The 22,820-nt window shown below is 45.3% G+C and carries 22 protein-coding genes; 12 read left to right on the top strand and 10 right to left on the bottom strand.

The genetic code is table 11. From position 1 onward, the window contains the following. Nucleotides 1-115: 115 nt before the first annotated feature. Nucleotides 116-3,478: an Rne/Rng family ribonuclease gene (locus tag MSG93_RS10280; protein ID WP_324621761.1), complete on the bottom strand. Its 3,363-nt coding sequence runs from the start codon at nt 3,476-3,478 to the stop codon at nt 116-118. Between the two features lie 790 nt (nt 3,479-4,268). Here MSG93_RS10280 and MSG93_RS10275 point away from each other — a divergent pair. From MSG93_RS10275 to MSG93_RS10255, 5 genes are all read left to right on the top strand, one after another. Further along, on the top strand, nt 4,269-5,201 hold the full coding sequence (locus tag MSG93_RS10275) for an RluA family pseudouridine synthase (RefSeq protein WP_005226581.1): 933 nt from the start codon (nt 4,269-4,271) through the stop codon (nt 5,199-5,201). Beyond that, nucleotides 5,198-5,872, top strand: coding sequence for an HAD-IA family hydrolase (locus MSG93_RS10270; RefSeq protein ID WP_262766536.1), 675 nt, complete (start codon nt 5,198-5,200; stop codon nt 5,870-5,872). The genes MSG93_RS10275 and MSG93_RS10270 overlap by 4 nt, the downstream gene beginning before the upstream one ends. 73 nt (nt 5,873-5,945) lie before the next feature. Then, on the top strand, nt 5,946-6,641 hold the full coding sequence (locus tag MSG93_RS10265; RefSeq protein WP_324621759.1) for a YafY family protein: 696 nt from the start codon (nt 5,946-5,948) through the stop codon (nt 6,639-6,641). A 52-nt stretch (nt 6,642-6,693) separates the two neighbouring features. Then, complete coding sequence (locus tag MSG93_RS10260) at nt 6,694-7,302, top strand: glutathione S-transferase family protein (RefSeq protein WP_312050453.1); 609 nt, start codon at nt 6,694-6,696, stop codon at nt 7,300-7,302. Between the two features lie 352 nt (nt 7,303-7,654). Beyond that, complete coding sequence (locus tag MSG93_RS10255; protein ID WP_324621756.1) at nt 7,655-8,707, top strand: MBL fold metallo-hydrolase; 1,053 nt, start codon at nt 7,655-7,657, stop codon at nt 8,705-8,707. On the opposite strand, the gene MSG93_RS10250 is transcribed toward MSG93_RS10255, so the two are convergent. From MSG93_RS10250 to MSG93_RS10240, 3 genes are all read right to left on the bottom strand, one after another. Continuing rightward, on the bottom strand, nt 8,661-9,101 hold the full coding sequence (locus MSG93_RS10250) for a DoxX-like family protein (RefSeq protein WP_324621754.1): 441 nt from the start codon (nt 9,099-9,101) through the stop codon (nt 8,661-8,663). The genes MSG93_RS10255 and MSG93_RS10250 overlap by 47 nt on opposite strands. Further along, nucleotides 9,098-9,538: a thiol-disulfide oxidoreductase DCC family protein gene (locus MSG93_RS10245; RefSeq protein WP_324621753.1), complete on the bottom strand. Its 441-nt coding sequence runs from the start codon at nt 9,536-9,538 to the stop codon at nt 9,098-9,100. The genes MSG93_RS10250 and MSG93_RS10245 overlap by 4 nt, the downstream gene beginning before the upstream one ends. A 92-nt stretch (nt 9,539-9,630) precedes the next feature. Then, nucleotides 9,631-11,151, bottom strand: coding sequence for a catalase (locus MSG93_RS10240; RefSeq protein ID WP_324621752.1), 1,521 nt, complete (start codon nt 11,149-11,151; stop codon nt 9,631-9,633). A gap of 583 nt (nt 11,152-11,734) precedes the next feature. On the opposite strand from MSG93_RS10240, the gene MSG93_RS10235 reads away from it, so the two are divergent. Then, entirely contained in the window at nt 11,735-12,184 is a 450-nt protein-coding gene (locus tag MSG93_RS10235) for a hypothetical protein (RefSeq protein ID WP_324621751.1), read from the top strand. 72 nt (nt 12,185-12,256) lie between these two features. On the opposite strand, the gene ptsP is transcribed toward MSG93_RS10235, so the two are convergent. After that, a complete protein-coding gene (gene ptsP, locus MSG93_RS10230; protein ID WP_005226596.1) occupies nt 12,257-14,551 on the bottom strand; it encodes a phosphoenolpyruvate--protein phosphotransferase in 2,295 nt (764 codons plus the stop codon). A 93-nt stretch (nt 14,552-14,644) separates the two neighbouring features. After that, nucleotides 14,645-15,121: an RNA pyrophosphohydrolase gene (locus tag MSG93_RS10225; protein WP_004656060.1), complete on the bottom strand. Its 477-nt coding sequence runs from the start codon at nt 15,119-15,121 to the stop codon at nt 14,645-14,647. A gap of 183 nt (nt 15,122-15,304) precedes the next feature. Here MSG93_RS10225 and MSG93_RS10220 point away from each other — a divergent pair, with 183 nt between their 5' ends. After that, a complete protein-coding gene (locus MSG93_RS10220) occupies nt 15,305-15,955 on the top strand; it encodes an HAD family hydrolase (protein WP_324621750.1) in 651 nt (216 codons plus the stop codon). 94 nt (nt 15,956-16,049) lie between these two features. Here MSG93_RS10220 and MSG93_RS10215 read toward each other — a convergent pair whose 3' ends face one another. Both MSG93_RS10215 and MSG93_RS10210 read right to left on the bottom strand, forming a co-directional pair. After that, complete coding sequence (locus MSG93_RS10215; RefSeq protein WP_279696362.1) at nt 16,050-16,913, bottom strand: LysR family transcriptional regulator; 864 nt, start codon at nt 16,911-16,913, stop codon at nt 16,050-16,052. A gap of 54 nt (nt 16,914-16,967) precedes the next feature. Continuing rightward, nucleotides 16,968-17,174 carry a DUF2061 domain-containing protein gene (locus MSG93_RS10210; RefSeq protein ID WP_005226599.1) on the bottom strand — a complete coding sequence of 69 codons (207 nt, stop codon included), beginning with the start codon at nt 17,172-17,174 and terminating at the stop codon, nt 16,968-16,970. 343 nt (nt 17,175-17,517) lie between these two features. Here MSG93_RS10210 and leuC point away from each other — a divergent pair, with 343 nt between their 5' ends. The 4 genes from leuC (at nt 17,518) to leuB (ending at nt 21,439) form a co-directional block, all read left to right on the top strand. Continuing rightward, nucleotides 17,518-18,936, top strand: coding sequence for a 3-isopropylmalate dehydratase large subunit (leuC, locus tag MSG93_RS10205; RefSeq protein WP_004774237.1), 1,419 nt, complete (start codon nt 17,518-17,520; stop codon nt 18,934-18,936). A 12-nt stretch (nt 18,937-18,948) separates the two neighbouring features. Then, nucleotides 18,949-19,599 carry a 3-isopropylmalate dehydratase small subunit gene (gene leuD, locus MSG93_RS10200; RefSeq protein WP_324621749.1) on the top strand — a complete coding sequence of 217 codons (651 nt, stop codon included), beginning with the start codon at nt 18,949-18,951 and terminating at the stop codon, nt 19,597-19,599. 135 nt (nt 19,600-19,734) lie between these two features. After that, nucleotides 19,735-20,313, top strand: a complete 579-nt coding sequence (locus tag MSG93_RS10195) for a hypothetical protein (RefSeq protein WP_005226601.1) — start codon at nt 19,735-19,737, stop codon at nt 20,311-20,313. A 46-nt stretch (nt 20,314-20,359) separates the two neighbouring features. Then, nucleotides 20,360-21,439 (top strand): 3-isopropylmalate dehydrogenase, encoded by a 1,080-nt coding sequence (gene leuB / locus MSG93_RS10190; protein WP_324621746.1) that lies wholly within the window; start codon nt 20,360-20,362, stop codon nt 21,437-21,439. Between the two features lie 52 nt (nt 21,440-21,491). Here the strand turns inward: leuB and MSG93_RS10185 are convergent, their stop codons facing one another. After that, nucleotides 21,492-21,902, bottom strand: a complete 411-nt coding sequence (locus MSG93_RS10185; RefSeq protein ID WP_005280678.1) for a hypothetical protein — start codon at nt 21,900-21,902, stop codon at nt 21,492-21,494. A 151-nt stretch (nt 21,903-22,053) separates the two neighbouring features. Here MSG93_RS10185 and MSG93_RS10180 point away from each other — a divergent pair, with 151 nt between their 5' ends. Then, entirely contained in the window at nt 22,054-22,425 is a 372-nt protein-coding gene (locus tag MSG93_RS10180; protein WP_032876205.1) for a lysozyme inhibitor LprI family protein, read from the top strand. 63 nt (nt 22,426-22,488) lie between these two features. Here the strand turns inward: MSG93_RS10180 and infA are convergent, their stop codons facing one another. Continuing rightward, nucleotides 22,489-22,710 carry a translation initiation factor IF-1 gene (infA, locus tag MSG93_RS10175; RefSeq protein WP_001284370.1) on the bottom strand — a complete coding sequence of 74 codons (222 nt, stop codon included), beginning with the start codon at nt 22,708-22,710 and terminating at the stop codon, nt 22,489-22,491. Between the last annotated feature and the right edge of the window lie 110 nt (nt 22,711-22,820).

Raw genomic sequence — 22,820 nt, 5'->3', positions numbered from 1 at the left:
GATGCTGTTTTGTAATGGTAAGTTCCTAGAGCAATCAACCTAATTTGACAAAATAACAAAAAAGCCTAGTCACCGAAATGACTAGGCTTAGCCTTATTGAGTGCAATTTAGCAAATTATTCATTGCTAGCTGCAGCCTTTTTCGGTGGACGTCCACGTGGACGGCGCGGGCGGCTTGATTTTTCTTTCTCTGCTTTTGCAGCTTCATCTTCTGATTCTGCTTCGGTTGCAGCTGTTGCCTGTTCTGCTTTTTCAGCAGCTTGAGCTTTCTCAGCAGCTTTGCTCGCAGCTTCAGGCTTGGCCTCAGCTTTAGCCGCTGGTGCTTTCACCGCTTCAACCGGTGCTACTTCTGCCGGAGCAGCCACTGCTTCTTGAGCAAGTTCTAAAGGTTGTTGCTCTGGCGCTGCAACCACAGTTTCTTCTGCTGGCTTAGCGACTTCTTCTGTTTTCACTTCTTCTTTCGATTCAGTATTTTCAACAGGAGCAGGCGTTGCGTTTGAAGCAATATGCGCTTCTTTGGCTTGCTCTGCAGCAAGTTTGGCTAAACGACGACGTTCACGCGGGTCATTTGCAACTCGAACAGTAGCAGCTTCAGGTGGTGTTAATGCTAACACTGGCGCTGGTTCAGCTTCTTCCGTTACTTTTTTGCTTGGAAGTTCGGCATCACGTGTTACCGGACGCTTTTCTTCTTCAACCACGGTGTCTACCACTAGCGTGCTGGCATATTGCTCGGCAAACTTTTGCAGGGCACGGTTAAACGTGGTGATTAAACCAAATTGCTCAATCAGGATAGTGCAGTCTTCACCATAAACATGGCGAATCAGGCTACCGATCGTGTATTGACCCAGCGCTGGAATCTGCGATGGTGCAATTTTTGGTGCCGCTGCTTTCTGCGGTGCTTGAGCACCACGTTGACGACGACGCGAACGTGGGTCATTGCTGGCACGTTTTACCGGTGCTTGGGCTGCTTCTTCAGCAGTTGCAGCAGGTGCTTCTTTCGCAATCACTGGTTCTGCTTGAGCCGCAGGTTTGCTCTCGGTCTTTTCTACAACAGCAGGCACAACTTCCGCTTTTGCGGCAGGTGCAGTAGCTTGTTGTGGATTCAGTGCCACGATCTCACTTTGACCTTGATCAATGTTCACGATCAATGCCGTGTTCATTGGCTCTGAACGTGGTGCATCCACCACATCAACTTTAACCTGTTGCGGGTTCGCAGGCGCTGCAGTTGCAGCGGGTGCGTCATTCAATACGCTTTGGTCACGATGACGGTTTGGTCGATTCGGACGTTGCTGGTTACGGTCACGACGTGGTAATGGCGCATTGTCATTCGCTTGCGCAGCCTCATGATGTTGCTGCTGGTTTTGAGACTCTTGCGACTGCTGACGTTTTTGTTGACGTTTCAGTTCACGTTGCTCTTGACGCTGTTCCTGACGTGACAGTTGAACCACTTCTTCGTGCACCTGATTTTGTTGTTCATGTGCATGCGCGTGCTGTTCACGTTGCTCTTTGTGCTTGCGTTTCTTCTGGTTTTGATTTGGACGATGTGGTTTTTCGTCTTTCTCAAACGTTTCACGCGGTTCCTGTTTCACAGGATTCTGTGAAATATAGGCATTGTTTGCCGCTGGTGCAGCAGTTTCAGTGGCAACAGATGCAACAGGTGCATTGACCTGACCAAACTGGCCACGGCTTACTGCGCCATTGTTGACCATTTGCTCAATCGCCGCTGCCGCATTTTGTGCCGAGCGCGATTGATCTGTGGTTTGTGCCTGTTTTTGAACAAACAGGTTTTCTAACCATGCACAAGGACTTGCTGACTTTTGCGCAACAGCCTGTTGAGTTTGTTTTGCTTGCGCAGCCTGTTGCTGAGCAGCTTTCTTCTGTGGCGCAGCTGCTTGATTTTGTGCAGGTGCATGGTGATGCTCTGCATCTTCCAGATGCCAGTCAGAAGACTCGTAACCGAGTTCTTTTTCACTTGAACGGGTCGCTTCAGTACGTTCATAACTAGACGGTGCAAAACCATCCGGATTGAACTGGATTTGATAGTGTGGTGTTTCCAAGTGCGGATGCGGTAATACCGTTACACGAACATTTGAGGTTTGTTCCAAATACACCAGGCTATGACGCTTTTCATTTAATAAGAATGCTGCGATTTCAACAGGCACTTCAACTTGAACTTCACCTTGACGTTCGCGTAATGCAATTTCTTCTACCTTACGCATGATCGAAAGTGACAATGAACGTAAGTCACGCACCATACCGGTACCATGACAGCGTGGGCACACGTAACCTGTCGCTTCTTCAAGAGAAGGGCGTAAACGTTGACGGCTCATTTCCATCAGGCCAAAACGTGATAGTTGACCGAACTGGATACGTGCACGGTCGCTTTGCGTTGCTTCACGTAATTTGGCTTCAACCATACGCTGGTTACGGTCTTTGGTCATGTCGATAAAATCGATGACCACCAAACCGCCGATATCGCGTAAACGCAGTTGACGTGCGATTTCTTCGGCTGCTTCCAGGTTGGTGTTGAGTGCTGTTTCTTCAACATCGTGACCGCGAGTTGATTTCGCCGAGTTAATATCAATCGATACCAAAGCTTCGGTCTGGTCAATCACGATTGAACCGCCAGAAGGAAGTTTGACTTCACGCTCATAGGCAGTCTGGATCTGGCTTTCAATTCCGAAGTGAGCAAATAAAGGCTCATTCATGGTGTAGGTTTTTAATTTGTCGAGCTGACGTGGCATCACTGCTTTTACGAAGTTATAGGCTTCGTTGTAGGCTTGCTCACTATCAATCAGGATTTCAGCAACATCGTCACGTAAATAATCACGAATGGCACGTGTCACCACGCCTGCTTCCTGATGAACCAGCATTGGTGATGGACCTGAACTTGCCGAACCCTGGATTTGTGCCCACAGGTCAAGTAAGTGTTGCAAGTCAAGTTGCAGTTCTTCCTGAGTACGACCAATCCCGGCGGTACGAACGATGACGCTCATGCCACGCGGCACATTTAAAGAGGCTAAAATTTCTTTCAGTTCTTCACGGACAGAACCTGAAATCTGACGGCTGATACCGCCACCTTTCGGGTTATTCGGCATAAGCACTAAATAACGGCCTGCAAGCGAAATGAAAGTCGATAGGGCAGCACCTTTGTTGCCACGCTCTTCTTTTTCAACCTGAACCAGTAATTCAGTGCCTTCAGTGATCAGTTCACGAATATTTGAAGTTTGACGAGGGTCAGCTTTGAAATACGAGTTTGCAATTTCCCGCATAGATAAAAAGCCTTGACGCTGTGCGCCGTACTCAACGAAAACCGCCTCTAAAGAGGGCTCAACGCGAGTGACATGACCTTTATAAATATTTGATTTTTTTTGTTCGCGAGTACGATTCTCTAAGTCGAAATCGTAAAGACGATTACCAGTGATAAGTGCAACGCGAACTTCTTCGGCGTGGGTTGCATTAATCAACATACGTTTCATGGGTGTGACACCTAATAGTGATGCACACAAACAATAAGCCCAATATTTTTAAGCAAACATCTCATTGGCACGATCAAGACTCAGAAGCAACGTTGTGTAGGAAGCTCTGAAACCACTGGCTGTAAATATCCAGCTGGAGGCTTTGATCCGGTTATTTCGATGTTAGCAATACTGCTTCAATCTTGAATCCGTTGATATTTCATGGCATGTCTGACATCTGTGAAATATCACTAGATCCGACATAATCAAAGTTTCCTGTACGCTTCACTGGCGGGTGAGCGGTGCATTGGATGGTGACTTTCACTGTCATTAAGCATTGAAGTCGATCCATCTGGAAGTCTTGATACGGAATGATCATCGTATCTCTGCTTGGCAGTTCCAATGCATCAACGCTTTAGCCTGAATGCGACATCAGGGAGCAAATTGTCTGATGTGGATCAGTTTACGTTTAATAACCAGCAAATTGCTGGCGACATATTTTTTCTGAACAAACTGTATGTGCTGATGCACAATTAAACGCAACAGTTTGCCATTTTGCCGATATAATAAGCCTTCGGCGTCGGCATAATTCTTTAGGACCTATCCGAGTTATTGGTGAATATCTCATCGATTTAAAATTTTATCTAAATAAAATTTCTGATTTGATGCTCACTTACGGTGGTATCCGTGCGCTGAATATACCAAACCTTGCAGCATCTGCCTATGGGCTAAGTTTAGGTTTCTTGTGAAATAACTTAGCTAAATGATCATTTTTTAATCATATTTAGCAAATCTTGGATTAATCGAGCGTATGAATTCTACACAACAATGGCAAAGTGTCACTTGGTTTGACGTGGATGAGCATCAAGACGGGCAGCGAATAGATAATTTTTTATTTACCCGATTAAAAGGTGTTCCAAAAAGTCGCATCTACCGTTTGATTCGTGAAGGACAAGTACGCGTAAACAAAAAAAGAATAAAAGCAGAAACACGTTTGAACATTGGCGACCAGATTCGTGTCGCACCAATCCGTTATGAACAGAAGGATGAAACGGCTGCACCTGTCAGCGATAGCGTCGCGCAAAGCCTGTTGAGCCGAGTGGTGTATGAAGATGAAGGCTTGCTGGTAATCAATAAGCCTTCGGGAATTGCCGTGCATGGCGGCAGTGGTGTGGCCTATGGCCTGATTGAAGCATTACGTGCGGCCACAGGCAAAAAATATCTGGAACTGATTCACCGGATTGACCGTGATACCTCAGGTCTGGTGATGGTCAGTAAAAAGCGCAGTACCTTAAAATTGCTACAGGACCTGCTACGTGAACATAAGATCCAGAAAACCTATGCCGCTATTGTTAAAGGTCAGGTCAGTCTGGATCGCCAAATGATTGATGCGCCTTTATTGCGTTATGAACTGGCCAATGGCGAGCGTCGTGTCCGTGTTACTTCTGAAGGTAAGCCAAGTAAGACCGACTGGAAAGTAGTTGAGCGTTTTAAAACAGCCACCTTGGTTCATGCTTCACCCTTATCAGGCCGTACTCATCAAATCCGAGTACATGGTTTAAGTATTGGTCATCCATTGGTGGGGGACGATAAATATGGACATAATACGGTGTATAACGGCCCGGCAGCGCGCCGTTTGTGCCTGCATGCCATGCGTCTGGAAATTCCGAATTATCCAGTGATTGAAGCTCCGATGCCTGAAGATATGCAGCAGGTGATTGACGAATTGAGAAAGCAGAAATGAAGCAGAAGATTGAACTCGTCATTTTCGATTGGGATGGCACCCTGTTCGACTCGGTGGGCCAGATTGTGGCGAGTTTGCAATATGCAGCGCAGCAATTCGAACAGCCACTGACGGATGAAGCCGCGAAAAGCATTATTGGTTTAGGTTTACCTGAAGTGATGCAGATCCTGTTTCCGCAAGTCCCGCATTTGCATCAGGATCTTTTGCAATGTTATGCCGATCATTATGTGGCAAACTCGAAAGGCGATGTCTGGTTTAATGGGGTCGCTGAGCTATTGATGGATTTAAAGCAGCAAGGTCTCAAGCTTGCGGTCGCAACCGGTAAAAGCCGTAAGGGCCTGGATCGTGTATTGGCGCAAACCAATAGTCATGCATTGTTCGATATTACCCGTGCTGCGAGTGAAACCAAGTCCAAGCCAGATCCACTGATGTTGCAGGAAATTCTGGCCGAGATGGATGTGGCAGCTGAACGTGCGATTATGGTTGGGGATACCAGTTACGATCTGGAAATGGCGCAAAATCTGAATATGCCGCGTATCGGGGTCAGTTATGGGGTGCACAGTATTGAAACGTTACAGCAATATCAGCCTTTAACCATTGCCCATCATGTGCAGGACTTGCATCATTATTTACAAAGCCTGCTCAAGGTTGCTGATTTAACCGAAAGTTAATCCACTGAAGATCAAATGACAAAATGAGGGGAGAGTTCGCTTTCCCGTCATCCATAATAACAATAGGGACTATATGAGCCGATCGATCCGTTTGCTCAATTTATTACAACTACTCCGAGAATATCGCTATCCAGTCACTGCGCAGGTATTGGCAGAGCGATTGCAGATTAGTCAGCGCAGTGTCTATCGGGACATTGAGACATTACGCGCCCAAGGTGTGAGTATTGATGCGGCAGCAGGGCTGGGGTTTCAGCTCAAAGAAGATTTCCTGTTACCGCCAATGAGCTTGAATGAAACCGAGATCGAGGCCATCTTTCTGGCCTTAAACTGGTTGAGTGAAATTCCTGATCTGGCTTTAAAATCAGCTTCCACGTCGGTTCTGGCCAAGCTCAATGCAGTATTGCCTGAACATTGCCGACATTTACTTCAACACACTACCTTACGCTCTATCAATGCCTGGCTTCCTGTAGATGCACAACTGGTAGAGCAGGTGCGTTTGGCCATCCGTCAGCAAGTTAAAATTGTGGTGGATTATGCTGATGAGCAGCAGCGTATCAGTTCCCGTACCGTGTGGCCTTTTGCTTTAGGTTATTTTAATGATCGGATTGTACTGGCCGCATGGTGCGAGTTGCGACAGAGTTTTCGACACTTCCGGATTGATCGTATCCGGCAGCTCAGCCTGAGTCAGGAGCTTTATCCGCAATTCAAGCAGCAACTATTTCAACAATGGTGGAGGCAAGAGATATGTTCGACTACTGACAGAAACTGACAATCCAGACAATTACATTGAAATAAGAATAACTCACTAAGGACATATCAACATGGCACTTAAACTTTATACCAATAATTTCTCACGTGGCGTTGTAGTGGACTGGTTGCTGATTGAACTGGGCGTGCAATGTGAGCGCATCGAAGTGGCCTTTGAAACTGAAATGAAAGCGCCTGAATATTTAAAAATCAATCCCTTTGGCAAAGTCCCTGTGCTGGTGGACGATGATATTGTGGTCTATGAGCTGGATGCGATCTGTGCCTATCTGGCAGATAAGTTCGCAGACAAAGGTCTGGCGCCTGTACTCAATGATCCGAAACGCGGTCTTTATTATCGCTGGCTGTTCTTTATTTCAGGGCCTTGGGAAGCGGCTTCAACCAATAAAATGCTGGGTGTTGAGGTCAAGCCAGACCAGAAAGGCTCGGTTGGCTATGGAGACTATCAGGATGCCTACAATGCCTTTGTACAGGGCCTGAGTGAAGCCGATCCGTATTTATGTGGCAAACAGTTCACTGCTGCGGATGTGACCGTTGCTGCCATGCTGTTCTGGCAGCTCAAGATGGGAGAGGTTGAGTCTCATCCTGCGATTGAACGCTATCTGGACAATATTAAGCAGCGTCCGAGCTATCAAAAGTTTGCTGCCTTTTTTAGCAATGTTTAAGATTTCATCACTATAAAAAGCCGACTTGTTCGGCTTTTTTATTTTGTCATGCCGATGAATCTTCAATCCAAGACAGAAAAACGTGTTGCAAAAACGTCTGGTTTAACCTTTCACTACAATTGTCACTGAGCCTTATTAGTTCAGTAAAATTGTGTTGACTCAGCTCTAGAAAATCAGCATAACTGAATACCTTATGTTAGGATCAAGGTCCGATTATGCTGTGATGAAATGTGCTCGCTCTAGTCAAAAAATCATGATGATTTAAAACGCGATAACATTGAAAACACGTCGTAATCTCAGGGATATAACATAATGGACCTCATGCGATTAGATTCCACCACAGAAGAAGTACATGAAAGATAAGCCGACATTAACCTATCAATTGCCGACACAATCTTGCTTGAGTCATACTTGGGTGAAACCGCCGTTTCCACATGAGGCTTCTGATCATTGCGGCATAGACCGGTTCTATAATTTGCAGAAACCGTTAACCCCGTTTGATCGTAAAGGGCTGTTAAAGTGGCTGGCGACCCGTCAGTCCTATACCTGGAATGTTGATCGTGTTCATGAGTCCAATTTACGCAACCAAATGCTGGAACTGCCCCAAAACCGACCGCATGCCGACTTAAATGACTGGCAAATCTGGTTTGTGGGACACGCCACAATTTTAATTCAAATCGGCCCTTATAATTTCCTCACCGATCCGGTCTGGTCGGAATATGCCAGCCCGAAACAGGGCAATGGACCACGCCGTGTCTGTCCCGCAGGCATTGCACTGGAACATCTTCCGACCATTCACGGGGTCTTGCTCAGTCATAATCATTATGACCATATGGATCTGGCAACGCTGGATTGGTTACATCAGAAATTTGAAATGCCGATTTATACCGGTTTAGGCAATGGCTATTATCTGCCGAAACATCTGCATGTAATCGAAATGGACTGGTGGCAGGAAATTCCGTTTCATGATGAGTTAAAGATTGCCTATACCCCTGCACAACATACTTCCGGGCGAGGCGTGCGCGATCAGAATCGTGCCTTGTGGGGCGGTTTTTCTGTGCTTGCCAAGACCGGACACTGTTTCTTTGCAGGGGATACCGGTTATTCAGGGCATTTCAAGCAAATCCATGAGCGCTATGGCGATGCCAGAATTGCCTTATTACCGATCGGGGCTTATGAACCGCGGATGTTGATGCGTTATGTGCATATGAATCCACAAGATGCCTTTCAGGCACATTTAGACTTGCATGCGCATCGCTCACTGGCAATTCATTATCGTACCTTCCAGTTGACAGATGAAGAGCGCGATTCGCCTGAACATGAATTGCAGTATGCCATGAAATCTTCTTCGAAACTGGTCAATCCTTTCTATTGCATTCGCGAAGGTCACTTTTTAAGGGCTTAGCATCAGCCTCGGCATTCAGGCACCAGATTGCGATCAGTGAAAGACTGGCTAGTGCAATATTCATGACCACAGGATTAAACGCTTGGTAAAGCTGATTCGGATCAATGAATAGAATAAAAATAAATAACCCGGTCAAACTCACGATACTGAGCCAGTGTAAACAGGGATGTTTGATGAACAGAAACAGAACACCAAAAATGACTTCACTGATTCCGGATAGCATGACTAACCATCCTATATAGAAATGAGCTATCGGTAATTGTTGCCAGATGGCTTGTTCAGTCGGTGACTGAAAAATCAGTTTAGGAATTAGGCCTTGATAGATCCAAAGCAAGGCGATCATCGACTGACAAAATTTTAAAATCTTGTGGATGGTCGGGTGACGCTGCTTCATCTCAAGACATCATCCTGAAGGAAATGTTGCTGAATATCCGCAGTCACCACATAACATTGTTCAGTTTTACCAAACAGATCATAGCGATTTAATGCAATGCGCCGATAAGCAAAATCACGGAGGGTTTTAGGAACAAGGCGGGCATATTTTAAGCTGCTATAAGGGAAATCCAGCCGCTGAATAATACGCAAAAAGGCCGTCGATTCTGTATAACATTGCTCTTTTTCCAGCAATAGCATGGTTTCAAAATGATCGGTCGGGAAATGGTAATGCTTTAACAATTGCTGCCCTAGACTGGATTGTACCGACACCAGTTTGAATTGGCAGCGTCGATCATGTTTGATCATAAAATCTGCCCAGGCTGAACAGAGTACACATACCGCATCGAACAGGATGATGTTATGGTTTTGAATCAGGTGTCGTAAAGGTTTTGCCATATTTATTCTTCTTATCGGGTGTTGAATAAATTGTCCCTCAAAGGCATTAAAAAAGCCATCCGAAGATGGCTTTTTATTAAGTATTTGCTGGCTTAGAGAAAGCTTGGTAAATGACGCGCCGGATCAGTTTCACGCGCAGCTTGTGCATCAGCAACGGTCATGCCCAATGCTTTTGCAACCCCTTCACCGTAGGCCGGGTGGCAAGCGTAGCAATTACGGATATGACGATACTTGATAAAGTCCAAAGCATCGCCCATGGCACGTGCTGTATTGCCAAATAATGCATCTTGTTGCTCTGGTGTCATCAGTTCGAACAAGGCACGTGGCTGACTGAAGTAATCATTGTCATCTTCACGGTAATCCCAGAAATCGGCATCACCATTAATTTTTAATGGTGGCTCTTTATACTGAGCTTGCTCTTGCCACTGACCAAAGCTGTTTGGTTCGTAGTGCGGTAAACCCCCATAGTTGGCATCGATACGGCCTTGACCGTCACGGTGATTACTGTGTACAGGGCAGCGTGCCGCATTGACTGGAATTTGCTGGTAGTTCACACCTAAACGGTAGCGTTGTGCATCGGCATAGTTGAATAAACGCGCCTGCAACATACGGTCGGGTGAAGCACTGATGCCTGGCACCAGATTGCTTGGTGCAAAAGCAGATTGCTCTACATCAAGGAAGAAGTTTTCAGGATTACGGTTCAGTTCAAATTCACCCACCTCAATTAACGGATAATCGCCGTGTGGCCATACTTTGGTCAAATCAAACGGATGATATGGGACTTTTTCCGCATCTTGTTCTGGCATAACCTGAACAAAAAGGGTCCATTTTGGATAGTCTTTGCGTTCAATGGCATCGAATAAATCACGTTGATGACTTTCACGATCCTGGCCAACCAGTTCACCTGCTTCTGCATCCGTTAGATTTTGAATACCTTGTTGGGTTCTGAAGTGGAATTTCACCCAGAAACGCTCATTGGCGGCATTAATGAAACTATAGGTATGGCTACTGAAACCATGCATATGACGGTAGCTTGAAGGGATACCGCGGTCTGACATGACGATGGTGACCTGGTGTAATGCTTCTGGCAATAACGTCCAGAAATCCCAGTTATTGGTGGCACTACGCAGGTTAGTTTTTGGGTCACGTTTGACCGCTTTGTTTAAATCCGGGAATTTACGTGGATCACGCAAGAAGAAGACCGGGGTGTTATTCCCGACCATATCCCAGTTACCTTCTTCGGTATAGAATTTTAGGGCAAAACCACGAATGTCACGTTCTGCATCTGCTGCACCGCGTTCACCGGCAACGGTGGTAAAACGGGCAAACATTTCAGTTTTTTTGCCGATTGCGCTAAAGATTTTAGCGCGGGTATATTGGGTAATATCATGGGTAACGGTGAAAGTACCAAATGCACCAGAACCTTTGGCATGCATGCGGCGCTCAGGAATCACTTCACGGACAAAGTTGGCAAGTTTTTCGTTTAGCCATAAGTCCTGGGCTAATAATGGTCCTCGCGCACCCGCGGTCATACTGTTCTGGTTATCGACAACTGGCGCACCAAAATCAGTGGTAAGGTGGCTATAAGGACATTTTTTTTCGTCTTGGCTCATGTTCTATCTCCATCAAGAGGACCTGTAAGTGAGGTCATCTCAATCATTTGACCGTTCAAAGATATGAATGCTTCGCTGGGACATATACAAATTGGGTATCAAAATTTTAGATGCCTAAGTGAGATTTGCAATGAATCAGTTCAGCCTTTGTATTTTTACTCTAGGTTGATGAAAGCTTTTTTTCCAATGGATTAAAGTTGATGTCATAAATGCTTTATTCGATTGAAGCTGTTTATAGCTTAAGCTTGAGCTGAGTGTTTGTAGATATAAAAATTGTTAAAAAAACAAGAAAGCTTATGAAAAATATAAGTTTTATTCTTATTTTTTACAACCCTGTCAAGAGTTGTAAAGGCTAAAAAAGCACAGATAAACCAGAGCCCGGGTTCACTTGAAAAACTGCTGTTTTCCCTGTTGCAGTTGTGTAAAGCGGCCTGTAGCGACCAAAAGCCATGCCGGCATACCACTGGTTGAGGAAAAGACGTCACTGGACTGGCCACAAAGGATTGGGTTGAAAATATGTAAGTGTTCATGATTTTAATGCAGGACATGTTATGTTGGGCGTTTTCTTGATGAGATAACCACAATGAAAAAATTAGTAATGGGTCTTGGTTTATCTTTCACTTTACTGACAGGTTGTAGCTCCATGTCGCAAAACTCTGAACTGAATGCCAGTCAACCGACAGCCCTGACCGTTGAGTTTGTGGGAACAGGCAACCATGCGGTGCAGCCGCAACAGGGCACGATCAGCTTATATGCTGTGGAAAGTCGTATGGCCGATGTGCCTGCGACATTGATTGAGAAAAAGACAGTGCAAGTCTCTCAAGTACCTTTCCGGGTTGAATTTATCATTCCAGCAGACCATCGTCAGCGTATTCAGCCACAAGTCCATGATGATGCCGAAGTAAGCTATTATGTGACCTGGCAATCAGACAGCAAGAATTTAACGGGTAAAGATGCGATTGCGATTGATTATGACCGTCAATTTCCGAAGGTGAGTCTGGGGCAAGGAAAGCAACAGGTTTATTTAAAATAAGCTGATTTATCCATAAAAAAGAGCGACGCTTGCCAGAGAGTCGCTCTTTTTTATGGGCAGTGTATATATTGTTTACACACTGACCAGTCGATTCGATTTCACCATATCGGCAAGACCATGGGTTCTGAAATAATGTTCCAGCCAGCTTTTAATCACCAGCGGATTGTTCATTTTCAGCACATCTTCCAGCAGTTTTTTGGCGTCGCTCATCGGCACATGGCAAATGGCTTTGCGGACACGCAAAATATTGCTGGAACTCATCGAGAGCGTGTTGAAGCCCATCGCCATCAATAAAATCGCAGACAATGGATCACCGGCCATTTCACCACAGACACTGACCGGCTTTTGGTGGGTATGGCAGTCTTCAGCCAGACGTTTCAAGGCCCGTAGAATCGATGGGTGGAAGTGCGAATAGACGTTGGCAACATGTGGATTATTACGATCCACCGCCAGTAAGTACTGGGTTAAATCGTTCGAGCCCACCGAGAAGAAATCAACCAGTTCGGCAAACTCATCAATTTGCAGTAGCACGCTCGGAACTTCGACCATGATCCCGATTTTTGGCTTGGTGATCTTGACCTGTTCTTCTTCCTGTACCGCTACCCAGTCACGCTCAAGCAGATATAGCACTTCTTCCACTTCACTAACACTGGTCACCATCGGCAGCAGGATATGCAGGTTATTCAGGCCAATACTGGCTTTGAGCATGGCACGGATTTGCGCAGAGAAAATCTCAGGATGATCCAGTGTAAAACGCAGTCCACGCCAGCCCAGCGCCGAGTTTTCTTCTTCAATACTGAAATAAGGTAAGTCTTTATCCGCCCCAATATCCAGGGTACGCATAATCACCGGTTTATTTGCAAAGTGGCTGAGCTGCTGACGATAGATGGCACGTTGTTCTTCTTCGCCAGGGAAGCGCTCACGTAGCATGAAGGGAATCTCGCTACGATATAAGCCTACGCCTTTGGCACCGCGCTGAACGCCACGCACCACATCAATCATTAAACCGGTATTGACGAATAACGGGATAGAGATGCCATCAGGCGTGATCGCATCTTTGGTTTCATATTGCTTTAGATCTTTGGCGATCTGTTCTTCTTCTTTCTGGACTTCTTTATAACGTTGGCGTAAGCGACGCGGTGGATTGACAAAGACACGACCTTGATAGGCATCGACAATCATTTCAATGTCATCCAGTGTAGTGATTGGTAACTCGGTTACACCGACTACAGTTGGAATGCCCAAGGCACGTGCCACAATCACCATATGCGAATTGGCAGCGCCTTCAGAAGTGACAATCGCCGCAATATTATCCACTGGTAATTCTACCAACGCGGCGGTACTGATTTCTTCACCAATCAAAATACTGTCAGGGCTGAGTTCACGATGGCTGGAATCCGCTTCCTGCAAGCAGGCTAGAATGCGACGGCCCAGATCTTTCAGATCAGAAACACGTTCACGCAGGTAGTCATCTTCCATTTGCGCAAATAGCGCCACATGCTTGTCGATGACTTTACGTACCGCGCCCTGGGCCCAGCTTCCAGCACGAATATGGTCTTTAATTTCATTGGGTAAGGCATTTTCATCCAGCATGCGTAAGAACACGCTAAATAACGCGCGTTCTTCCGACATGAGGGAGTCTTGCATTTTTTCATCTAAAGACTGGATTTCCTGACGAACCGAGGCAATGGCCTGATCCAGTAAATCCAGTTCTTCGCTGATATCTTCTGCTTCACGATCTGGAATGGCAGCCAGATCGGCAGGCGGGTAGAGCACGATGGCACGGCCCAGTGCAATACCACCGGCCCCTGAAACGCCCTGAAAGGTCTTATAGGTTGAACCAGTGCTTGGCTTGCGGAATACATCAATATTACCAACCGCATGGGCATGGGCGATCACACCAGAAAGTTGTGCGCATAGCGTCACTAAAAAGGATTCGGCAGCTTCGCTAAAGTCCTGGGATTCCTTATTCTGAACCACCAGTACGCCCATTACCTTACGGCGATACATCACCGGAACGCCAAGGAAGGAGTTAAACAGTTCTTCGCCAGTTTCTGGTAAATAGGCGAAACGGTCATGCTTTGGCGCATTATCGAGGTTCACGATCTCTTCGCGTTGCCCGACCAGACCAACCAGACCTTCACCAATATTCAGGGAAACATTGCCGACGGCTTCTGGTTTGAGGCCTTTGGAGGCCATCAGCACATAGCGACGATTGCGTTCATCCAGCAAATAAATCGAGCAGACATCCACATGCATGGCTTCGGCCACATGATTGACCATAATGTCCAAAGAATCATGCAAACTGACGGACGCATTGATTTCTTGCACAATGCGTCTAAGGGTGTCGAGCTGCATGTTTGACATGGATGTTTACTCCAGTTTATTGAATCGTTATAGGCCTAGTTATAACAGCTCTCTTGCCAAAAATCATTGCTTAAAATGATGATTTTATGACAATTAACGCTGAGGTAGTTGTAAACATAATTCCATCATGGCTTTACGGTAAACATCACGTTTGAAGTTGACCACTTGACCCAATGGGTACCAGTAACTCACCCATTGCCATTCATCGAACTCGGGTGGGTCTGACAGGTTTAACTGAATATGATGAGGCGAGGCCGTTAACTTCAGTAAAAACCATTTTTGCTTTTGTCCAATACATACCGGATCTGAATCTGACCGAATGTACCGATGTGGCAAACGATAACGCAGCCAACCTTTTGTTTGCGCTATAATCTGGACGTGTTCGGGCAATAAACCGACTTCTTCTCTCAGTTCACGAAAAAGTGCCTGTTCAGGGGTTTCACCAAATTGGATCCCTCCTTGTGGAAATTGCCAAGCATTGTGACCAATGCGTTTTGCCCATAAAACCTGTCCATCATCGTTTGCCAAAATGATCCCGACGTTGGGTCGGAAACCTTCTGAGTCGATCATTTGGCTACCTAAATTTTATCTATATCGTTGACTTTGATCTCGGGGACAGACTATCTTCCATGTCCAACTCGAAAAAGGTCAAAGTAAAATGTTTAAATTGCTATGATCTTAACGAATTTTTAGTGACTTACGGAAATAGATTTACGTTTTTTTTCTTTAATTTGCATTTAAATGAGCATTTATATGAAATTGGCTTTGTTTGATTTAGATCATACCCTGTTAAATACCGATTCTGACCATTCCTGGGGTGAATTTCTGGTCAGTGAAGCGTTGGTTGATCCAGTTCATCATCGTCAAATGAATGACAAGTTTTATGAAGACTATAAAGCAGGGCAACTGGATCCGATTGCCTATAATGAATTTGTGTTTGAATTTCTTACCCAACATGACAATGCCTATTTAACTGAGTTACATCAGTTGTTTATGCAAAAAGTCATTCGTCCACAAATGCGACCAAAAGGATTTGAGGCGATTAAAAAGCATCAGGATCTAGGCCATGCGATTGTGGGAATTACCGCGACCAGTGATTTTATTACCGCGCCGATTTTCCGGGAATTTGGTATTACCGAAATTATTGCCACCAGTGCTGAAGTCGTTGAGGGTAAATACACAGGCAAGGTAACAGGGATCCCGTGTTATCAACAAGGCAAGCTGGCCCGTCTGGATCAATGGCTGGCTGGACGTACGGTGGCTGAGTCTTGGGCTTATTCAGATTCGATCAATGACCGTTTCTTACTGGAATACGCGACTCATGCGATTGCAGTCAATCCAGATGAGCGTTTAGAAAAACTGGCGCAAGCGCAGGCTTGGGACATTCAGGACTGGTCAATCTAAAGCCTCCTTATCGGTGTCTATTTTGAAGACAATAAAAAACCTCCTAGCCATGGAGGTTTTTTTTATTGTGTATATTTTTAACAGTAAACAGGTTTTATTCTACCTGCATCATCCGAATCAGCTCCTCAGCCGCCTTAGACTGGATACGGGCTGGATGCCAGACCATACCCAACTGACGTTGCATATCCAGCTGTAAATCCAGTTGTTTTAAATCCTGATTGACCAGTGTCTTGGGCAAAACAGACCAGCCTAAACCGATCGAAACCAACATGCGGATGGATTCTAACGGATTGTTGCTCATGGTGATTTTGGGCTTGAGATTATTCTTTTCAAATTCAGCCAAGGTAATCTGGCTGGTATAGGTTTGTGCGGCTGGCAATAAGCTCGGGTAAGCAATCAGGTCTTCAAGCTTGAGCTGGGTTTGCTGTGCCAAAGGATGGAAGGGGGCGGCCACAAATACCAACGGATCATTCCAGATGGTGACATAGTTGAGCCGATCATCCCCAACTGGAGGTAGGGTTAAAAAGGCCAGTTCCAGTTCACCTGCCAGCACCTGTTCATGCGCCTGTTCAGAATCGACAAAATGCACATCGAGAGTGACTTGGGGAAAATGCTGTACAAAGTTTTTAAGTGGCTCGGCCAGATGATGTAAACCGATATGGTGACTGGTGCCAATCTTGAGACGACCTTGTACCTGCGCCTGCTCATGGCTCAAGGTATGGTGAATCTCTCCCAGATTATTTAGCCAGCTTTGAACTTTGGGCAAAAGTGAGTGTGCCGCATGGGTCGGTTGAATGCCCCGGCCTGCGGATTCAAAGAGCTTGACGCCAAAGTAGTCTTCAAGACTATGAATCCGTTTGGTCACTGCAGGCTGGGTAATAAATAATTGTTCTGCTGCAATAGAAATGGAACCGGTTTCCATCACTTTTACAAATGCTTCAAAAGCTGCGAGGTTCATACACGCCTATCCAGGGGGAGATTTTAAATTGGTTTTATGTGCAATTTTTTTGAATTAGAAATAATTCCAGACTTTCTCATGAAAGAAAAAAGCGAAGGCTTGTACGGTCGGTTCGATTAAACTCAACGTTGCTGCCATCATCAGATTCCCTGTAATGACATAGGCAACCATCATCGCCACACTAATATGCATAATGTAATAACTCAAGGTTTTTTTCAAAGTCCGCCGATTGTTGAGTACAAATTGTTGGATATTGGCCATTGTCGTCACCCGAATAAATCTCTATTTAATTAAATAATAATCATTATCATTTGAATTGTAAAAAAGAAATTTCAATTTATGACGATTGTTTTTATAAATAGAATGAAGATTCACTTAAATTTGATCAAAAAAACCATATTAACGCTAAGATAAGACCGGATCAGATTGATTTGGCATGCTTTTTATTAAACAAGCACAATCTTGAACTTGGCAGAAATTTATCATTCCAAAAAGTTTGTTAATTTATAAAAATGATAAATTAGATTTATGTGAAGCAGTTGCTATAATCAATTCAAGAGAAAAAATACCCAGTCCGATGGCAAGCACGATGGAGAGCGACGACATGGCAGGCAAAACTTTGTACGACAAATTGTGGGATGACCATTTAGTAAAACAACGTGATGATGGTTCTAGCCTGATTTATATTGATCGTCATTTATTGCATGAAGTTACCAGTCCTCAGGCATTTGAAGGCTTACAACTTGCCGGACGCCAGCCGTGGCGTTTAAGTGCCAATGTCGCAACGCCTGACCATAACGTACCGACCTCTAAAAAAGAGCGTGAACAGGGGATTGCCGGCATTGAGGATGATACTTCGCGTATCCAGGTTCAGACGTTAGACGATAACTGTAAAACATTTAATATCGTTGAATTCGGTATTAATGACATTCGCCAAGGCATCGCCCACGTGGTTGGCCCAGAGCAGGGCTTGACTTTACCGGGTATGACCGTCGTGTGTGGTGACTCGCATACCGCAACGCATGGTGCCTTTGGTTGCTTGGCACATGGTATCGGAACTTCAGAAGTTGAGCATGTCTTGGCAACGCAATGTTTGGTACAGAAGAAATCAAAAAACATGTTGGTACGTGTCGATGGCGTATTGGGCAAGGGGGTGACCTCTAAAGATGTGGTCTTGGCGATTATCGGCAAGATTGGTACTGCAGGCGGTACAGGTTATGCCATCGAGTTTGGTGGTCAGGTATTCCGTGACATGTCAATCGAAGGCCGTATGACGGTATGTAATATGGCGATTGAAGCGGGCGCACGTGTGGGCATGGTGGCTGTTGATGACAAAACCATTGCCTATGTCAAAGACCGTAACTATGCCCCAACAGGTGAACAGTGGGATCAGGCGGTTGAGTACTGGAATACCTTGCATTCAGACGAAGATGCAGTATTTGATGCGGTAGTGGTATTGAACGGTGCCGAGATTGAACCGCAAGTGTCTTGGGGCACCTCGCCAGAAATGGTGATCCCGGTGACACAAGCCGTGCCGACTTTAGAGCAAGCTAAAGATGACGTACAACGCAATGACTGGACTCGTGCTTATCAATATATGGGTTTAACCGCTGGACAGGCCTTGGCTGATATCCAGCTGGATCGCGTATTTATTGGTTCATGTACCAATTCACGTATTGAAGATATCCGTGCAGCTGCCGACGTGGTAAAAGGTCGTAAAGTGGCTGCGAGTATCAAGCAGGCCATGATCGTTCCAGGTTCTGGCTTGGTGAAACAGCAGGCGGAACAGGAAGGTTTGGATCAGATTTTCTTGGAAGCAGGCTTTGAATGGCGTGAACCTGGTTGTTCAATGTGCTTAGCGATGAATGCTGATAAATTGCAACCGGGTGAGCATTGTGCCTCGACTTCAAACCGTAACTTTGAAGGCCGTCAAGGCAATGGTGGACGTACGCATTTGGTGAGTCCGGCAATGGCGGCTGCGGCAGCAATCGCAGGCCATTTTGTTGATGTTCGTTCATTCTAAGGGAGCAGAGTCATGGAAAAATATACTGTAGAGCAAGGTATTGTTGCGCCTTTAGATCGTGCCAATGTTGATACCGACTTGATTATTCCAAAACAGTTTTTGAAATCAATCAAACGGACAGGTTTTGGCGACAATTTATTTGATGAATTGCGCTATCTGGATGAAGGCTATTTGGGACAGGACATTAGCAAGCGTCCAAAAAATCCTGATTTCGTGTTAAACCAGCCGCGTTATCAAGGTTCAAGCATCTTATTGGCACGGACCAATTTCGGTTGTGGCTCAAGTCGTGAGCATGCGCCTTGGGCTTTGAGTGAATATGGCTTCCGTACCGTGATTGCACCAAGCTTTGCCGATATTTTCTTTAATAACTGCTTTAAAAATGGCATGTTGCCTGTGATCTTGTCTGAACAGATTGTGGATCAGTTATTTAAGGAATGTGCTGAAACCGAAGGGTATCAGTTAACCATTGATCTGGATGCACAGGAAGTTCGTACACCATCAGGTCAGGCATTTAAATTTGAAGTTGATCCATTCCGTAAACATTGTTTATTGAATGGTCTGGATGATATCGGCTTAACCTTACAGGTTGCAGATGATATTCGTGCCTATGAAGCGAAAGCCAAACAGGCGCGTCCTTGGGTGTTTCAGGACATTCAGGCTTAAGTTGAGTGGACGAAATTACACTTCGTCTTGGACATTTTTAACATAGCCATAGCGCAGACATTGAACTCTTGTTAACATGCTAGCGACTAATTTTTTGCTTCCATGTTAACAAGGCATGAGGACTGGGCTTGAATAATGAGAAGAAGACTCGCTCGCAGTATTTTACTGTGTCTATGTGTTGGTACGACCTTAACCGCGTGTCAAAATGCACCGAACGTGGTCGATCAGGTTCGTATTGCACAGAACATGCTGGAAAGTAAGGCGGACAACACAACTTTATATTGTTCGGGCGTTGAGAATTGTGAGTTTGAACGAATCGGAGATATTGCCGTGATCGATGCAAAGACTCACCGGATCAGCCAGCAGGCGATGGGACGGGGGATTGTACGATTGCATGGTTCGGTATTCAGCCGAAAACAGCAGGTGTATTTAAGTGTACCTGCCAAGCAATATGAAGTGGTTATTCGTTTCTATCCTATTTCTCCAGATCGCGCAGAAACTTTCCATGTCATTCATGCGTTCAAACCGCATGTGCGCTATACCTTTAAAATGTATCGAGACAGAACACATCGCTCATCGGGCAGTTTACTCAACGTTTCTGTACCTGATCCGCTATGTGTAGATTTACAGCAAGAGCAACATACCATTCGCCGTTTCTGTCGACCTTTTGATGTCAGTACAGGTCTGGGCGAGTTTGTTGAGAAAAAGGTTTAATCGGCTCGCAGTGGCAACACTGCTTATATGAAAACTGGAAAAGTAGATGTCTAAACATATTTTAATTTTAGCGGGTGATGGCATTGGTCCTGAAATCGTAGCTGCAGCAGAACAGGTTTTAACCAAGGTCAATGATAAATTTAATCTAGGTTTGACATGGGAACATGGTTTACTGGGTGGCTCAGCCATTGATGCACATGGCGAGCCGTATCCGGCTGTGACCAGTGAACAGGCAAAACAAGCCGATGCCATTCTACTGGGAGCGGTGGGTGGACCTAAATGGGATACTATCGAGCGCTCAATCCGTCCTGAACGCGGTTTATTGAAAATCCGTAGTGAATTAAATTTATTCGCCAACCTGCGTCCAGCAATTTTGTATCCGCAATTGGCCGATGCTTCGAGTTTGAAGCCAGAAATTGTTGCAGGTCTGGATATTCTCATCGTTCGTGAATTAACTGGCGGGATTTATTTTGGTCAGCCGCGTGGTATTCGTGAACTGAAAAATGGTGAGAAACAGGGTTATAACACTGACGTTTACTCAGAAAGCGAAATCAAGCGTATTGCTAAGGTTGCTTTTGAACTGGCGGGATTACGCGGCGGCAAAGTATGTTCGGTCGATAAAGCCAACGTACTTGAAGTGACTGAGTTGTGGAAGCAAACGGTGACTGATTTACAGCAAGCCCACTATTCAAATATCCAGTTATCGCACATGTATGTGGATAATGCTGCGATGCAACTGGTGCGTGCACCAAAGCAATTTGATGTCATCGTCACCGGTAATTTGTTCGGCGATATTTTGTCTGACGAAGCAGCAATGCTGACGGGATCAATCGGCATGTTGCCTTCGGCTTCTCTAGATGAAAATGGCAAAGGCATGTATGAGCCGTGCCATGGCTCTGCACCTGATATCGCAGGACAGAACATTGCCAATCCATTGGCGACGGTACTGTCCGTTGCGATGATGTTGCGTTATACCTTCCGTGAAGAAGCTGCTGCTAAGGCAATTGAAGATGCCGTTGGTCAGGTGCTGGATCAAGGTTTACGTACTGCTGACATTATGTCTGAAGGCATGACCAAAGTGGGTACGGATGCGATGGGTGCAGCGGTTGTTTCAGCGCTGAACTAAGCGGTATTGAAAGTAAAAACGCAGCAATGGCTGCGTTTTTTTATTGTGGAAATTAGCAGGCCTTACCTTCATAACGGATAGCACGGGCGATTTGCTGCTGATCCAGCTCGAAAATAATATGACAATAGAAATTTACGTCATAAGATTGCTGACTGGTTGAGATCGATCCTAATCGTACCGAGCCACTGGTCGGTGAACTCGGATCTCCATAAGCCTGTGCAACGGGGACAGGGATATTGATGGGGCGCAGCACAGTAAACACTAGGCTCTCTTTGCTTCGCTGGGGTTGTTTTAAGGTCTGGAAGCCTAAACTTCGCAAGTTCAGGTTCTGCTGGATCTGGTCGGCGGATTGGCCCACATAGGGCTGTAAATAGTCTTGCAGTTGCACGGATCGCCATCCTGGGGTTGCACATCCTGATAAGCCCAGCATGAAAGCAGTCAGATAGAGTTTATAATTTGCCATGTTATTTTCCTGAATGATTCGGCATCCTTTCTGTTCTCATCATAGCGTGGATAAAGACAAAAATGTACAAACTTGTCTACTTTTGGGTAATATTAAACAGCGTCAAAATATGCTTAGATGGGCCCGAAAGTTAAAAGATGTGGAAAGTTTCATGCACAGGTTGATATTCGGATTGATAGGTAGTGTGATGGCGACACTAAGTTATGCGGATAATTGTGATAAAACACGTGATGGTTATGATGATGTTTTCTGTACCAATAAAGTCTATCTGAGTGCAGATACGGACTTAAATAAAAACTATCAGCTATTACGCAAATACCTGAATGAAACCCAACAAAAAATTTTGAAGAAATCCCAACTGGCATGGATCCGTTATCGCGATGTCGAGTGTAGTGAGGACCTGAAGAGCGTGGCGAATATTCAATGTCGTTTAAGCATGACCCAAGAGCGCAACAACTGGCTACAAGAGCGCCTGCGTGAATGTGAAGCAGGCGCATGTAAGACCACGCGTCTGAGTGAGTAAAAAAATCCCCGGATATAAAAAAAGCCACATCAAATGTGGCTTTTTTGCATTCACTAATCTGACTTAGCGTGCACGATAAGTGATACGACCCTTGGTTAAATCATAAGGTGTCATTTCAACTTTTACACTGTCACCTGTCAAAATACGAATATAGTGTTTACGCATTTTACCAGAAATGTGAGCAATAACTTCGTGACCGTTTTCTAAACGTACACGGAACATCGTATTAGGAAGCGTTTCGGTGACAACGCCTTCGAACTCAATGAGTTCCTCTTTATTGGCCATAGCCTACCTGATGATCAAATTGGGAAGGCGCAAATTATAGTCAATTTATTTAAAATTTACAAGATCAAGTCGCGGTAAGGCTGTCACATATTAACCGAAAGAAACTGTCG

Origin of the sequence: Acinetobacter sp. IK40, assembly GCF_035615075.1 — a bacterium.
Taxonomy (GTDB): Bacteria; Pseudomonadota; Gammaproteobacteria; order Pseudomonadales; family Moraxellaceae; genus Acinetobacter; species Acinetobacter courvalinii.
This window is presented reverse-complemented; position numbering and strand designations above follow the sequence as displayed.

Bases quoted from the DNA above. Each gene is read 5' to 3' on its own strand.
- ptsP (WP_005226596.1), bottom strand. From the start codon at position 14,551: ATGTCAAACATGCAGCTCGACACCCTTAGACGCATTGTGCAAGAAATC.
- MSG93_RS10210 (WP_005226599.1), bottom strand. From the start codon at position 17,174: ATGGCCAATATCCAACAATTTGTACTCAACAATCGGCGGACTTTGAAA.
- MSG93_RS10245 (WP_324621753.1), bottom strand. From the start codon at position 9,538: ATGGCAAAACCTTTACGACACCTGATTCAAAACCATAACATCATCCTG.
- MSG93_RS10240 (WP_324621752.1), bottom strand. From the start codon at position 11,151: ATGAGCCAAGACGAAAAAAAATGTCCTTATAGCCACCTTACCACTGAT.
- MSG93_RS10280 (WP_324621761.1), bottom strand. From the start codon at position 3,478: ATGAAACGTATGTTGATTAATGCAACCCACGCCGAAGAAGTTCGCGTT.
- MSG93_RS10235 (WP_324621751.1), top strand. From the start codon at position 11,735: ATGAAAAAATTAGTAATGGGTCTTGGTTTATCTTTCACTTTACTGACA.
- MSG93_RS10225 (WP_004656060.1), bottom strand. From the start codon at position 15,121: ATGATCGACTCAGAAGGTTTCCGACCCAACGTCGGGATCATTTTGGCA.
- MSG93_RS10250 (WP_324621754.1), bottom strand. From the start codon at position 9,101: ATGAAGCAGCGTCACCCGACCATCCACAAGATTTTAAAATTTTGTCAG.
- MSG93_RS10265 (WP_324621759.1), top strand. From the start codon at position 5,946: ATGAGCCGATCGATCCGTTTGCTCAATTTATTACAACTACTCCGAGAA.
- MSG93_RS10260 (WP_312050453.1), top strand. From the start codon at position 6,694: ATGGCACTTAAACTTTATACCAATAATTTCTCACGTGGCGTTGTAGTG.
- MSG93_RS10195 (WP_005226601.1), top strand. From the start codon at position 19,735: ATGAGAAGAAGACTCGCTCGCAGTATTTTACTGTGTCTATGTGTTGGT.
- leuD (WP_324621749.1), top strand. From the start codon at position 18,949: ATGGAAAAATATACTGTAGAGCAAGGTATTGTTGCGCCTTTAGATCGT.
- MSG93_RS10185 (WP_005280678.1), bottom strand. From the start codon at position 21,902: ATGGCAAATTATAAACTCTATCTGACTGCTTTCATGCTGGGCTTATCA.
- MSG93_RS10275 (WP_005226581.1), top strand. From the start codon at position 4,269: ATGAATTCTACACAACAATGGCAAAGTGTCACTTGGTTTGACGTGGAT.
- infA (WP_001284370.1), bottom strand. From the start codon at position 22,710: ATGGCCAATAAAGAGGAACTCATTGAGTTCGAAGGCGTTGTCACCGAA.
- leuB (WP_324621746.1), top strand. From the start codon at position 20,360: ATGTCTAAACATATTTTAATTTTAGCGGGTGATGGCATTGGTCCTGAA.
- MSG93_RS10215 (WP_279696362.1), bottom strand. From the start codon at position 16,913: ATGAACCTCGCAGCTTTTGAAGCATTTGTAAAAGTGATGGAAACCGGT.
- leuC (WP_004774237.1), top strand. From the start codon at position 17,518: ATGGCAGGCAAAACTTTGTACGACAAATTGTGGGATGACCATTTAGTA.
- MSG93_RS10255 (WP_324621756.1), top strand. From the start codon at position 7,655: ATGAAAGATAAGCCGACATTAACCTATCAATTGCCGACACAATCTTGC.
- MSG93_RS10220 (WP_324621750.1), top strand. From the start codon at position 15,305: ATGAAATTGGCTTTGTTTGATTTAGATCATACCCTGTTAAATACCGAT.
- MSG93_RS10270 (WP_262766536.1), top strand. From the start codon at position 5,198: ATGAAGCAGAAGATTGAACTCGTCATTTTCGATTGGGATGGCACCCTG.
- MSG93_RS10180 (WP_032876205.1), top strand. From the start codon at position 22,054: ATGCACAGGTTGATATTCGGATTGATAGGTAGTGTGATGGCGACACTA.